General features: G+C 41.8%; 11 protein-coding genes. 10 read left to right on the top strand and 1 reads right to left on the bottom strand.

Translation table 11 applies throughout. The features are described 5' to 3' along the window. Positions 1-29: 29 nt before the first annotated feature. The 10 genes from gyrA (at position 30) to RWZ05_RS04465 (ending at position 12347) form a co-directional block, all read left to right on the top strand. The gene (gene gyrA, locus RWZ05_RS04510; protein WP_314642544.1) at positions 30-2504 is read left to right on the top strand and encodes a DNA gyrase subunit A; all 2475 of its coding nucleotides are present in this window, start codon (positions 30-32) and stop codon (positions 2502-2504) included. A gap of 186 nt (positions 2505-2690) precedes the next feature. Then, positions 2691-3062: a hypothetical protein gene (locus RWZ05_RS04505; protein ID WP_314642542.1), complete on the top strand. Its 372-nt coding sequence runs from the start codon at positions 2691-2693 to the stop codon at positions 3060-3062. Positions 3063-3400: 338 nt separating this feature from the next. Continuing rightward, positions 3401-3766 (top strand): hypothetical protein, encoded by a 366-nt coding sequence (locus tag RWZ05_RS04500; RefSeq protein ID WP_314642540.1) that lies wholly within the window; start codon positions 3401-3403, stop codon positions 3764-3766. 90 nt (positions 3767-3856) lie between these two features. Beyond that, positions 3857-4900, top strand: coding sequence for a Fic family protein (locus RWZ05_RS04495; RefSeq protein WP_314642538.1), 1044 nt, complete (start codon positions 3857-3859; stop codon positions 4898-4900). Positions 4901-4989: 89 nt separating this feature from the next. Further along, positions 4990-5364: a hypothetical protein gene (locus RWZ05_RS04490; protein ID WP_314642536.1), complete on the top strand. Its 375-nt coding sequence runs from the start codon at positions 4990-4992 to the stop codon at positions 5362-5364. Between the two features lie 264 nt (positions 5365-5628). Continuing rightward, positions 5629-7059 carry a [FeFe] hydrogenase, group A gene (locus tag RWZ05_RS04485; protein ID WP_314642534.1) on the top strand — a complete coding sequence of 477 codons (1431 nt, stop codon included), beginning with the start codon at positions 5629-5631 and terminating at the stop codon, positions 7057-7059. Positions 7060-7502: 443 nt separating this feature from the next. Next, positions 7503-8651 (top strand): glycoside hydrolase family 3 N-terminal domain-containing protein, encoded by a 1149-nt coding sequence (locus tag RWZ05_RS04480; RefSeq protein WP_314642532.1) that lies wholly within the window; start codon positions 7503-7505, stop codon positions 8649-8651. A 430-nt stretch (positions 8652-9081) separates the two neighbouring features. Further along, positions 9082-10146 carry an ATP-binding protein gene (locus tag RWZ05_RS04475; RefSeq protein WP_314642530.1) on the top strand — a complete coding sequence of 355 codons (1065 nt, stop codon included), beginning with the start codon at positions 9082-9084 and terminating at the stop codon, positions 10144-10146. A 275-nt stretch (positions 10147-10421) separates the two neighbouring features. Further along, positions 10422-11387, top strand: a complete 966-nt coding sequence (locus RWZ05_RS04470) for a sigma-70 family RNA polymerase sigma factor (RefSeq protein ID WP_314642529.1) — start codon at positions 10422-10424, stop codon at positions 11385-11387. Between the two features lie 351 nt (positions 11388-11738). Continuing rightward, a complete protein-coding gene (locus RWZ05_RS04465; protein WP_314642527.1) occupies positions 11739-12347 on the top strand; it encodes a hypothetical protein in 609 nt (202 codons plus the stop codon). Between the two features lie 436 nt (positions 12348-12783). Here the strand turns inward: RWZ05_RS04465 and RWZ05_RS04460 are convergent, their stop codons facing one another. Beyond that, on the bottom strand, positions 12784-13764 hold the full coding sequence (locus tag RWZ05_RS04460; protein ID WP_314642525.1) for an alpha/beta hydrolase: 981 nt from the start codon (positions 13762-13764) through the stop codon (positions 12784-12786). Positions 13765-13937 lie beyond the last annotated feature (173 nt).

Genomic DNA, 13937 nt, shown 5'->3' with positions numbered 1-13937 from the left:
AATCAGTGTTAGTAAAATGAGGTGAGATTGTGGCAGACCAACAATGGTCCCATGGGAATATTCATCCCGTTCAGATTGATAAAGAAATGAAGAACGCCTATATCGATTATGCGATGTCCGTAATCGTAATGCGTGCTCTTCCAGATGTGCGTGATGGCTTGAAACCAGTACATCGTCGTATTTTGTACGCGATGCACGAAACAGGCATGACGCCTAATAAACCGTACAAAAAATCCGCCCGTATCGTCGGTGACGTACTCGGTAAATATCATCCACATGGTGATAGCTCCGTTTACGACGCTACTGTACGTTTGGCGCAAGATTTCAATACGCGCTACCTCTTGGTAGATGGGCACGGTAACTTTGGTTCCATCGACGGCGATAGTGCTGCTGCGATGCGTTATACCGAAGTACGTATGGCGAAGATTACGCAAGAAATGCTCGCTGATATCGACAAGGAAACTGTTGATTTCATGCCGAACTATGATGAAAGCTTGCAAGAACCTACCGTATTGCCAGCGAAGATCCCAAATCTTCTCATCAATGGTTCCAGCGGTATCGCCGTAGGGATGGCGACAAATATTCCGCCGCACAACCTTAATGAAGTATGTAATGGCCTTGAAATGCTCATCGATAATCCAGATGTAACTGTGGACGAATTGATGACGCCTATCAAAGGACCGGACTTCCCGACTGGGGCGCTCATTTTGGGCCGAGAAGGTATTAAAAAAGCGTACTCAACAGGTCGTGGCAGTGTAAAAATGCGCGCTCGTGCAACCATTGAAGAAATGGCGAAGGGCAAGCATAAAATCGTAGTGACTGAGATTCCGTACCAAGTTAACAAGGCTCGCGTTATCGAAACCATTGCAAACTTGAGCCGCGACAAGGTCATCGATGGCATCACAGCACTTCGCGACGAATCTGACCGTCAAGGTATGCGCATCGTTATCGAATTGCGTGCTGACGTGCAACCAGATATCGTTCTTAATAAATTATATAAACACACTCAACTTCAAGAATCTTTCGGCGTAATCATGTTGGCCCTCGTAGACGGTCATCCTCGCGTATTGAATTTGAAAGAAGTATTGGGTTACTACTTAGATCATCGTCTCGATGTAATCGTACGCCGCACTCAATTCGAGCTTAACAAAGCCGAAGCGCGTGCTCACATCTTGGAAGGCTTGTTGATCGCTCTCGACCACATCGATGAAGTTATCGCCACGATTCGTAGTTCTCAAACTGACGAAATCGCACGTAACGCATTGATGCAAAAATTCGGGCTTTCAGAAAAACAAGCAGTAGCCATCCTCGACATGCGTTTACGCCGTTTAACAGGCTTGGAACGCGAGAAAATCGAAGAGGAATACAAGGAATTGTTGGCATTGATCGAAGACTTGAAAGCTATCTTGGCTAGCGAAGCGCGTCAACGTCAAATCATCAAAGACGAACTAGAAGATATGAAGAAGAAATACGGCGACCCTCGTCGTTCTGAAATTACAATCGATACGTCCGACCTTGATGTAGAGGACCTCATCGCTGACGAAGAGATGGTTATTACCTTGACGAAACAAGGTTACATCAAACGGATGAATGCGAACGTATATCGCAACCAACATAAAGGTGGCGCTGGCGTTATCGGCATGAAGACGAAGGAAGACGACTATGTAACGCAAATTATGCATGTTCGTACGCATAATACATTGCTATTCTTCACGTCCGCAGGCCGTGCATATCGCCTCAAAGCATACGAAGTGCCAGAAGCAGGTTCCCGTAATTCTCGCGGTACTGCTATGGTTAACGTATTGCCACTGGCTGTAGGCGAATCCGTTACGACTATGATCGACCTTGAACGCATTCAAGAAGATGTAAACTTATTCATGGTCACTGAGTTTGGCGTTGTTAAACGTACAGCTATCGAAGAATATCGCAACATCCGTCGTTCTGGTCTCAACGCTATCAACCTTGATGAAGGGGATCACTTGATTTCCGTTAACGTAACGAATGGTAACCAAGACATCTTGATTGGTACTAAATTGGGTATCGCTATTCGCTTCAGCGAAAATGACGTTCGTCTCATGAAACGTGCGGCTCACGGCGTGCGCGGCATTAAACTCAATGCAGGTGACGTTGTTGTAGGCGCTGGTGTTCTTAATGCTGATGAAAGCGAAGCACAAGTGTTTACTATCTCCGAAGAAGGTTTCGGTAAACGCAATGATGCGGAAGCTTACACATTGCAAAAACGCGGTGGTAAAGGCTCCAAGAACTTCAAGATTACGAACAAAACTGGGGACGTAGTGTCCGTAGAGGTTGTTCATAACGATGACGAAGTGATGCTTATCTCTGAACAAGGTAAGATTATTCGCTTCAACATGAACGATATTGCGGTTAAAAAAGGCAAAGCTATTTCTGGTGTGAAAACACAAAACCTTGATGAAGGTGATAAAGTAGCTAGCATTGCTGTTATTCCAGGTTCTGAAATTGAAGAAGATGCAACTGAAGAATAATACGCTAAAGAATATTAAGCTCATAAGCTCATAAGCTCATAAGTTAACGAGCTAAATAGTCTAATGAACTAAATAAGCTAATGAGCTAGAAATAATATAAGTAATATAATTAAGTAAGATACAAATATGTAAGTAACTATGGGCGGCCATCTTAGATGGTCGTCTCTAGCGTTAAGGAGTTTAGAAATGAAAAAATGGTTAGCTGCTATGTTTGCAGCAGGGGTTTTATTTGTAGGTGGCTTTGGCCAAGCAAGTGCCGCTGATTGGTACTATATCGCTGCTGATGCTGACGATGCAGCATGGTTTATCGATAACTCTTCTGTATATAAAACAGATGATGCAGCTACAGTACTTGTTAAAATTAACAATGTAGAAGGCTTCACATACATATACACAGTACGCATCGATCGCAAAGAAAAAACATGGACAGAACTTGATACAACAGTATACAGTGCTGCAGGCGTAGCATTGTTGTCCAGCAAAGAAGCACAAAAACCTACGAAAATTGAAGAAGATACCATGGGCGCAGAAGTTATGCAGGCCCTATGGGGTAAATAATCTTTCGTGTGAGGGATGCCCATTCTAGATTATGTGTCTAGATAGCTGACCCAACACGTCTATGAAAGCCTCCAAAGCGAGCTAAGTCGTTTTCATAGACGTGTTGGGTCTTTTTATTTCTAATTTACGTTAATCTTAGTATGGGCATTCCTATTACAATACGATTATTTAATCCCATAGGACCCTCGCTAGACATTCCTAGGGAGGTTTATATAATTTATGCATTTTATAGAGTTTTTATTAGCATTATGCAATTATGGTGTTATAATGAAGTCATAGTGAATTGTATTATGCAAAATGCATAGATGTTTAGTTTTTCTAATCAGGAGAGAACGGTTATGAAAAAATGGTTTGCATGTTTAGCGGTGGCAGGTTTGTTATTTAGTGCTGGTGTGGGCGTGTGTCATGCTGAAAGTTGGTACGCATTAGAAACGGACCAAGCGGGCCGTACTGGTTACATCGATAATGATTCGGTTGATAAAAATGATGCTCAAGCTACATTGCGTTTAAAGATTGTAGATCCAAATGGAGATCATTCTATTTATACGATGACATTTAATCGTGCTGATAAAACGGTACAACTCATTGATGTTACCGTATATAACCCGCAAGGCTATATGATTGGCTCTGAAACATTGGCAAATACAAAAGTACAAATACAAGAAGGAAGTAATCTAGATCACGTGTATCACTTGATTTGGTAAATTTCCCAAATTATTATTCCCTTATTTTATGGTATAATTTAAGGGAATAATTTTATTTGTAAGGGATTAGAACGAAATGGAGGTGTGTGTATGCGTCGTTTTGAGTATAGTCGGATTCGGTCTTTGTCCTGGGATATGGATATATTAAGTCTTATCGCAGGGATTTATCGGGCGAATGGCAAAGAGGAGGTTTTGCTTTCTCAGAGTCCTGCGGTGTTGGAGTCTCTTGTGGAGTTGGCAAAGGTGCAGAGTACGGAGGCTTCGAATGCGATCGAAGGGATTGTGACGACGAGTACACGCCTTCGACAGTTGGTGGCGGATAAGACGACGCCTCGAAATCGAGATGAGCAAGATATTATGGGATATCGTGATGCGTTGAATATCATCCATGATAGTTATGACTCCATAACGTTGTCACGAAATCATATTTTGCAGTTACATAAGATTCTCTATCAGTACCAGTTTAATGCTCGTGGAGGGCAGTTAAAGAGTGTGCAGAATTATATTAGTGCCACGTATCCAGATGGCCATACGGAAGTCCTATTTACTCCATTGGCTCCCTATGAAACGGCCCAGGCTTTAGATCAGATTTGCGGAGAATATAATCGCGTTGTCGGCAATGGTGAGGTGGATCCGCTCTTAGCGATTCCTATATTTATTCATGATTTCTTGTGCATTCACCCCTTTAACGATGGCAATGGTCGCATGAGCCGATTGTTGACGACATTGTTGTTATATCGCAGTGGATTTATGGTTGGTAAATATGTGTCCTTAGAGGCTAAAATTGCGGCAAACAAGGATATGTATTATGCTGCTTTACGTGAGTCTAGTGATGCTTGGTATGGTGAAAGCTCCTGTCCTAAGGCTTTCATTCGGTATTGGTTACAAATGTTGTTGGCCGCGTATCATGATTTTGAAGACCGCAGTTCTCTATTGGTAAATAGCGGTTCTGCCATACATCAGGTGCAAACTGCTATCGACAATCATTTAGGAGCTTTCACAAAGCAACATATTCGGGAATGGTGCCCCAATCTCAGTGATAGTGCTATTGAGGGCGCAATACGTACACTTGTGAAAAATGGTCGTATCTATCGCAAAGGTGGTGGCCGTTCGACCTATTATGTGAAGGCATAACAGTTGAGTACGTTTGTCTTTCATAAAATATTTAGTTTTATCGAATATACTAGATTTCGTATTCTTGTATTTAATTCGAGAGGTAAAATATGAAAAAAACATTAGCAGCTGTTTTGGCAGCAGGCGCTTTATTGATTGGTGGCATTGGTAGTGTTGATGCTGCTAACTGGTACACTGTAGGTACTGACAGCAATGGTATTACTTGGTCTATCGATAACGATTCCGTTAAAAAAGATGATAAAAAAGCTGTCATGGATATTAAAGCTATGGACTACGAAGGTTACCACTACATTGTGACTGGAGAGTTCAATCGTAAAAAACAGGAAGTAAAAGACCTTAAGGTAACTCTTTACGATCCACAAGGTTATGTTGTAAAAGAGGAACAACCTAACAAAAACAGCCGCAAGGTTGAGCCAGGTACGCCTGCGTACGCTGTATTCCAATTGATTTGGGGCGGTAAATAATTTTTGTGAAAGCTTCTCACACGCACGTTCTCCTATGGAGGGCGTGCGTTTTTGTATTATTTTTCCATTCATGATAAAATGTGATTAATATTACGTTTTTTTTGGCGATTTTGTACAAAAGTGTAACAATTCTACATAGTATAAACTTTCACCATAGCGTATACTATAAGTAAAATGTAGAAGTGTGCCTTGAGCACAGTGCTCTGTAGTTTGGCCTATTTCTCCAAAAGGTTTGATAGTTTTAGTTTGTTAGAGGAGGTCCTCATGTCTCAATACGAATTTATCGATAAACGTGTGCCGATTGCGCTCGACAATCCATCCATTTATCACGACATTTCTAAGTGTAAAAACTGTACGTTATGCCGTCGTGCTTGTGCGGACGTAATGAGCGTACTCGACTACTATGATCTTGATGCAAATGGCGATGTGCCAGTATGTATCCACTGTGGTCAATGTGCAGCTGCATGTCCATTCGACTCCATGCATGCTAAATCCGAGCTAGATAAGGTGAAAGCTGCTCTTGCCGATCCTGAAAAAATCGTGGTTATTCAAACAGCTCCAGCTGTTCGTGTAGCTATCGGTGAAGGCTTCGGTTACGAACCAGGTACATTCCTTGAAGGTAAAATGGTTGGTGCTTTACGTGCCTTAGGTGCAGACTATGTAGTAGACACTAACTTTGGTGCGGACTTAACAATCATGGAAGAAGCATCTGAGCTTGTAGAACGCCTTAAAAATGGTGGTCAAATTCCTCAGTTCACAAGCTGCTGCCCAGCGTGGGTACGCTTTGCGGAAATTTACTTTCCTGAATTGATTCCTAACTTGTCTTCCACACGTTCTTGTATCGCTATGGAAGCGGCTATGATCAAAACATACTTTGCAGAGAAAAAAGGCATCGATCCTCATAACATCGTGTCCGTATCTGTAAACCCTTGTACTGCTAAAAAAGCAGAAACGAAACGGGAAGAAGAAAATGCGGCAGCTCGTTACTACGATGATGAATCCATTGGCATGGATACAGATATTTCCATTACAACTCGTGAGTTTATCCGTTGGATCCAAGAGGAAAACCTCGACTTCAATGCTATTGAAGATTCCCAATTTGATGACTTAATCGGTATGGAAACTGGTGCATCCATCATCTTCGGTAACACTGGTGGTGTTATGGAAGCGGCTATGCGTACAGCGTACAAGCTCATCACTGATAAAGAACCACCTCCATATGCATTGACTCATCTTGAGGAAGTTCGTGGTATGGAAGGCGTAAAAGAAGCGACTGTACAATTGGGCGATGATGTAACATTGTCCGTTGCAGTAGTGCATGGCGGTAAAAATACACGTGATTTCCTTAATGCCTTAAAAGATAGTGGTAAACATTACGACTTCATCGAAGTTATGGCTTGCCCAGGTGGCTGTATCGGTGGCGGCGGTCAACCGCGCACTAAATTGCCTCAAGCAGTAAAAACTAAAGAAGCACGTATTGGTGGTCTTTACGAAGCTGACGAAAACTACAAATGGGTTGCTTCCTACGAAAACGAAGAAATCCAAGCATTGTACAAAGATTTCTTAGGTGAACCATTGGGCCACAAAGCACATGAGCTTTTGCATACACATTACACAGATCGCAGTGCGATTCTTGGTGAGCGCAAAGACGTAACACCTGAAACTTGCCCAACATCCCCTAAATTCAAAGGCTAATCTTGCATAGCTAGTTAACAATTACTTAATGATTGATTATTGAACCTGCGAAAGTTTTAGTAATCAAAGGCGTTAAAATTGTATTAGCTCTTTAGGGTATAACAATATAAAAATAGAATCCTACGAGTCATGAGTGACTTGATACTTTAATAGCTTCAGCTATTGTAAGCATCACCTTACAAACGATTCGTAGGATTTTTATTTATATAGGATTCGACGATTCTTATAGGATTCAACCATTCTCACTTTATAAGCTTATTATGATAATTCTGTATAAGAACTTGCTTTCAGCATGAGGAAAAGATGAACTATATAGTGTATAATATAGAATCATAATATACGGAATATTCGGAGTAAAGGGAGACCTATGGGGGGTAGGGAGAAAGAGATAGAGCGCCCCATAGTTATCATATTGCATAAGCAGTAAGGAGTTTCTAGGAGAGATGAAGCAGTTTTTACGGCGTATCCTGTGCGGCATAGCCTTGATAGTTGCTGCCGCTGGTACAACTGGATGCCAACATGAGAGTCAGGCAGAGCAAGAGGATGTACGAACCGTATCGTACCGCGCCGTCATGGAATCGAACAAGCCTGTTCCTGAAAAGGTGAATACCTGGCTTGCAGCCATGTCACGGGAGGACAAGATAGGGCAGCTAATGATGATCAGCCTCCATGGCAACACGTTGGGGCAATCCCAAAAGGATGTAATCCGTAAATATCGTGTGAGCGGCGTTATGCTAACCAATGAAAATCTACATAATAAAAGCCAAGTGAAAGCTTTCAACAACGATATCATGCAAACGGCGACAACTGCTAGCATGGTGACGCCGTACATCGCGGTGAATCGTGATAAAGTGTTGCGCACTAATGATAGTTTCTTGCGTTTACCAGAGCCTAATCGGTTAGGTCAATTGCCGATGGAGCGGATCATTAACTTGGCCACGCGATCGGCCATCGAAATGCGCGATATGGGCTTTAATCTTGTAATTGGGCCAAATGCGAACCTTGGTGTAGCAAATGTGTCCTACACATCTGACCCGACCTGGGCAGGCTATATGGACCTTGCCATGGCGGAACGTTACCAAATCAACCAAATATGGTTCGGTTATAATTATTTCCCCGCGGTGACCCTGGGGGATGCATCCTTTAACACTGCCGATGAGGCGAAAAACTACCTCAACAATAATGATGTAGCCGTCTTTAAACGACTCATCGCACAGACGACGGCCAATACCTATATGATCGTTATGAGCCACATTCAAATTCCAACTATCGATAACCAGCACTTGGCGAGTGCATCAAAACCAGTTATCCAAGATTGGCTCCGCAAGGACCTCGGCTATGACGGTATCGTCATGACAGACCGTATTGACGTGGGCGCTTTGCAGGCAAACCAAAAGATAGGGGATTACGCTGTAGCCTCCATTGTGGCTGGCAGTGATCTCATCCTCGTTGATGCGGACACCGTTCACATCGACGAAGTCCATCGGGCATTAACACAGGCGGTGGCAAATGGAACGATCACCAATGAACGCCTTAACGAAGCGGTTAAGCGTATTCTATCCATGAAAATGCAAACCCAAATTCAACAATAGAATTTAATAACAAGTAGTTAACATATAAGATTTAGTAATACGAATTCAGTGATAAGAATTCAGTATTGCAAATTAGTTATATATGTTGAGTAATCATTACATATGAGTAATATGCAAATGACGTGTTCTACCCTCTAGGGGACACGTCATTTTTTATATTTGGACGCCATTTTTAATATTTATTGATTTTAAAATATAGATTATATGCCATACCCTCTATGCTCTTTCCATACCTATATACATATATAAATGTAGTAAATATCTATGCTTTCAAAATGGTATGAGTAAAAAACAAACCATAAAATAAGTGTATTTTATGCGTAAAAAATTTAACATAATCAAAAGTCATGTTAATAATATGAAAATAAGTTTAAAAATGATTTAAATTTATGATATAATAATCTCCATAGACTGTTGGAGGTGAGAGTATATGAATTTTGTGGGACGTGCTGAGATTATAGAGAGTATCCAGTCCCGTATCGCTGAGGGCACTATGAGCTTGTGTGTTGTGTACGGCCCTCATCGCAGTGGTAAATCCTATGTGGCTTCGCAGCTTGTACGCCGTCATAAGGCGTTATATTTAGCGGGGCGCATGGCCAATGAATCAGTCCACGTGGCTGATATGAATAGAGCTCTTGAGGCACGTTTTGTTCCGACTGATGATCAGGACAAGTTCGAGCCTGTCGATAGCTTGCAGCAAGCCTTTGTAGGGCTTTTTGAAAGCAGTGTGAAAACGCCGCAAACGGTGGTGATTGATGACTATCCTTCCTTGGTGGAGGCTGTGCCGCAATTCCCGATTCACTTGCGTGATTTATTAGATACCTATAAAGATACGAGCCGTTTGAACATCATTTTGATGGCCAATGGTTTGGAACAGCTGGATGGCCGCATTATTGGTGAGCGTAGCCTTATCGGTCCGTTCGTATCCGAATACTTCGAGGTGAAACCGTTCTCCTTGGTGGATATGAAATCCTTGGGCCTTCACTATGCCAAGGACGATTTGCGCACTGTATTTGCTGTAACAGGCGGTTTGCCTGCGTACGTGCAGTACTTTGATAATGGTGAAAGCATCGATACGAATATTATTAATTTGTTCTTCTCCGTATCGGGCGCTCTATTTGAAGAAACACAGCATATCTTACATCGAGATATGAAAAACATAACAGGTGCTAACGCTATCTTGTCTGGCCTTGCTACCCTTGAAAGACCATACTATGTGGAGCTTTTACAAGCAAGCCAAATTAAAAGTGGCACCTTTACATCTCGCTTGAACGATCTCATGTCCATGGGGCTCGTAGGTCGCATTCAAGCCAATAGCCGTGGACCTGCCAAATACGCAGATTACCACTTTACCAATAGCATGTTCCATTTCTGGTACCGCTATGTGTATAAATACTGGGGTGACATCGTGCGCGGCAACGGCGCTGATGTGTACCACACACACGTAAAACCACAACTGAAAGACTTTGTACAAGCCGCATGCATTGCGATGTAATCAGACAATCAGTTTGAATACTATTACCCAATGATAGTATATTTCCTCTTACAAATGACACCACATCCTAGGATGTGGTGTCATTTTTGTTTTCAGTAATTTTCTATTTTCAGCAATTACTGTGTTGATCGTATAGTTATGACCTAGTATGGATAGAAATTACGTTACCGATACAGTTAAATGTACAGGAATTCCAAGGAATTGCTGATTTGTCAAAATCCCCGTTCCGCGTTATTGTGTAGTTAAGCGCTATGCCATGGCAGGAAAGGGGATTTATGTTATACCAAAACGAAGAACCTCTAGTACAAAGAACATGTATAAAAACTGCAAACTTACAATCTGATACAGATACATCAGACAAACTAGAAACACAGGCATTATCTCCTGATGGGTTACGATCAAAGGATTTACCATTGGCTAAAGAACTCTCGGAGGAATCACCATCTGTAACAGAGCCTCACAAGAGAGCTCCATATGGAGATCCGAAGGCTGTAACAGATTCTCATAAGGGAGCACCATATAAAGCTCCAGAGGAACTGAAATTGCAAACTCTCATTTGCGGTCATCAGGTCTTATCGTCTTTGTCGGATAAGAGCCTCGTGTCCATCTGTCAGCAGCCGAATATGCGAATCCAGACTGTGGGATATCAGCCATGGTCCATTGATGAGCTGCGCCATGATGCGGCACAAATCGAGCTGTGTCGCAGGTATCGACCGCTCATCTTGCACTACACGAATCGCACGGGGAACCGCGAGTTCCGGGAGGATGTAGAGAGCTACTTATGGGCCATCCTCGTGGAGTCCATCTATAGCTTTAATCTGGACGGTCCCGTACCATTTGCGGGCTTTGTGAAAGCTGGTATTAGATATGGCTATATGCGGTACTGGAAGCGAGAGCGCTTGCGTTATCATCGTGAGATTCACATTCCAGACCGCAGTACCGACGATGGCGATGTAGCGGTGGGCATGGATATTTTCGCATCTGGCGAGAACATAGCAGACATGATTATGACCGCCGATGAAGAACAAAGGCTGCGAGCCCGTCTCGTATGGGCTTTAGGCAGACTATCTCCCAATCAGCGTGACCTATTGCGCCGCGTTTACGGAGAATGTCAAAGCTTGGTAGCGGTCAGTGAAGAACTGAACTGTAGTCGCCAAGCCATCCAGCGACGCCATGAGCGAGCCATTCGTAAGCTGCGGAGATACTTGACCACAGATTTTAAGAAAATAAAAGTGCATTAAATTTAAGGGGAGCTAGTGTAATGTACATGTGTTAATATAATTTAATTTCTTATTTATATTCCAAAATCCGCATATTTCTGTTAATCTCGATTAATAGATATACATGGAATATGCATTTCTCAATTTAAATGAGAAAATATTGACACATCAAGGTATATATAACTTTTACAAGATCATAAATTCTTTAATTATACATAAATTTCTATAGTTTTGTGTATATATTTACAAAATATTCAACGTAGTATACAATTAAATCAGCAGCAGATTAAAGCATGCGAATCTGCTTTAACAGAACACGTGTTCATTGTATTGTTGAAAGGAATGTTCCTAATTAGAGGGGAGAGAATTCCTATGCTAACACATGATGAATTAACAGATTTGATGGCCGCTCGGCTATCTAAGGGAGAGGATTTGGATTTGATCTATACGAATCCAAAGAACCACATTGTTTGTTTTATACCTACTTATCAGCCTAGTGGTGGGGATAGTACGAAGTGCTATTTCGTAGATGGTCGTGAAGAACTGGTCCATCTGCCGATGCGCACCATTACGCGGGAGCTGGCGGTACAGGAAGGGCTGAGGCCCAATTACATTATGACCAGCGACGGTCGGCGCAGCAGCTATACATCGCCTAAGACCTATGGTCCACATCTAACCTTTGCCCATATCAAATGTCGGCGCCCTGTCGGCAAAGACGTGGTGTACGGCCTCTTTAACGTGGCTATACCCTATAAATATATCGTTACGGAAGGTCCCGAACCCGATACGAGCTATATTCACGTGGGGGACTTTGCACCAATCTTGGTGTACCAATCCCCGCGTCACGTCAAACATAAACTGAACGAAGCCATGCTAGAACACTGCAACTACGTGCGCAAAATGCTAGCCCGCATCAAACTCAGCCAAAACCCACAAGTCGTGGCCGAACTATTTATCGCCTGGAGAGACCTAACGAGATAACGATTAGTTAGGGGTGAAAGTAGGGGTTAGAGGGGAGAGAAAAGGAGGGCTTATAGGGAGAAAAATATAATAGGGAAGACATAAAATAGGTGATCATTAAAATAATACAAATATCTTTTTATTCTTGAGAAAAACCACCCCATATTGAACTGCCCCCCCAAAAATTGGACACAATTTTTGGGGGGTGCAGTTTTTTTATGTTGAAATACACAAAAGAAGTTAAAGAAAAAGTACTTCGCCGGAAAGGCAAAAAGCCCGGTACATAAGAAAATCGTGATTGCTTAAATGTTAAAAGGACCACTAAGGACTGACCTAAGGATTCTATGCTTATTGCTATTAGTTCCTATACAACACATTAACCAGTAAATTATTTAAAACTTTTACCGTGGACCGTGGTAAGGAATTTGCTTGCTATGAACAGGTTGAAAAGAGCCCCTTATTTTTTCAACTCTTCAATTAATTCTTGAATATCTTCTCTAGCCTCTTTAATAGGAAAGAGAACATACACATGATTCATCTTTTCGCGTTCAATATATCGGTGTGTGATTCCTTCTTTAAGAAGCTTTTCATGTAACAATCGATTATCCGGATAAAAGATATCATGCGTCCCAATATAAATACTGATTCTTCCTAATCCAGATAAATCTCCAAATAGTGGACTCACTAGCGGTTGTTTCAACTCTTCTCCTGCCCAAAACTTTGCCACTTCCTGAATCCCACTCTGTTTAAGGAATGGGTCAAATGGTTCATACAATGCAATCTCAGGATTATCCGTTGCAATATCCACCCAAGGAGAAAACAGAACGATTTCCTTTGGCTGTGGTAACGAAAGTTCTTTTAAGTATATAGCAAATCCTAAGGAAAGCCCTCCCCCTGCAGAATCCCCCATGAAAATGATAGAATTCGGATTTGTATTTTCTTCTAAAATCCTGCGATATAACTTTTCTAACTTCTCATACGTCTCACGGTATTGATGCTTTGGAGTCTTAGGATAAATTGGGAACACCACTTTCGCATCTATCGCCTGTGCGATTTTATGCACCAAGGTAAAATGCATCCTCGTCGGTTGCTGTACATACGCTCCACCATGTATAAATAGAATTACTTTTTGGTTAGTATCTTTCTTTTCATTCCATACAAACACTTGCATGCCATCTACATCTTTTTCTTGGACATCTACTTTAATGTATTTCTTTGGATTTGCGATGGGAACGTCATTTCCCTTGGACATTTTATTAAACGCTTGTTCAAATTTAGCCGGTTCATCTTTTGAGTAAGTCAGCGGTTTAAAAAATAAAAAGAGTAATCTTTCAATTAGATAGCTTGAAAAAGAGCGTCTTTCCACTTTTCTAACATAACCCATCCAGCACATAATCAATATAACAAAAATTCCTAGTCCTATAAATAATCCATTCATCTTACTTCCCTACTTTCTTGAAAAAAAGAGCTAAAAATGCGCTCTTCATTGTATCATTACTGATTAATATAAGCAAGTAGGCCGTCAAACAATTGTTTTGTTTCAGGCGAGTATGCTGAGAGTTCTCCAACTGTCATTCCTACTGCTAATTTAAACATTGGTGAGTCCAACGT

It is taken from the genome of uncultured Veillonella sp. (assembly GCF_963543145.1).
Taxonomy (GTDB): domain Bacteria; phylum Bacillota; class Negativicutes; order Veillonellales; family Veillonellaceae; genus Veillonella.
Note: the sequence above shows the minus strand (reverse complement) of the source record. Positions and strands in the feature narration are given on the sequence as shown.

What these genes read in the sequence shown, in the direction of transcription:
- RWZ05_RS04500 (WP_314642540.1), top strand. Translation starts at nt 3,401, where the DNA reads ATGAAAAAATGGTTTGCATGTTTAGCGGTGGCAGGTTTGTTATTTAGT.
- RWZ05_RS04495 (WP_314642538.1), top strand. Translation starts at nt 3,857, where the DNA reads ATGCGTCGTTTTGAGTATAGTCGGATTCGGTCTTTGTCCTGGGATATG.
- RWZ05_RS04465 (WP_314642527.1), top strand. Translation starts at nt 11,739, where the DNA reads ATGCTAACACATGATGAATTAACAGATTTGATGGCCGCTCGGCTATCT.
- RWZ05_RS04490 (WP_314642536.1), top strand. Translation starts at nt 4,990, where the DNA reads ATGAAAAAAACATTAGCAGCTGTTTTGGCAGCAGGCGCTTTATTGATT.
- RWZ05_RS04470 (WP_314642529.1), top strand. Translation starts at nt 10,422, where the DNA reads ATGTTATACCAAAACGAAGAACCTCTAGTACAAAGAACATGTATAAAA.
- RWZ05_RS04460 (WP_314642525.1), bottom strand. Translation starts at nt 13,764, where the DNA reads ATGAATGGATTATTTATAGGACTAGGAATTTTTGTTATATTGATTATG.
- RWZ05_RS04485 (WP_314642534.1), top strand. Translation starts at nt 5,629, where the DNA reads ATGTCTCAATACGAATTTATCGATAAACGTGTGCCGATTGCGCTCGAC.
- RWZ05_RS04475 (WP_314642530.1), top strand. Translation starts at nt 9,082, where the DNA reads ATGAATTTTGTGGGACGTGCTGAGATTATAGAGAGTATCCAGTCCCGT.
- RWZ05_RS04505 (WP_314642542.1), top strand. Translation starts at nt 2,691, where the DNA reads ATGAAAAAATGGTTAGCTGCTATGTTTGCAGCAGGGGTTTTATTTGTA.
- RWZ05_RS04480 (WP_314642532.1), top strand. Translation starts at nt 7,503, where the DNA reads ATGAAGCAGTTTTTACGGCGTATCCTGTGCGGCATAGCCTTGATAGTT.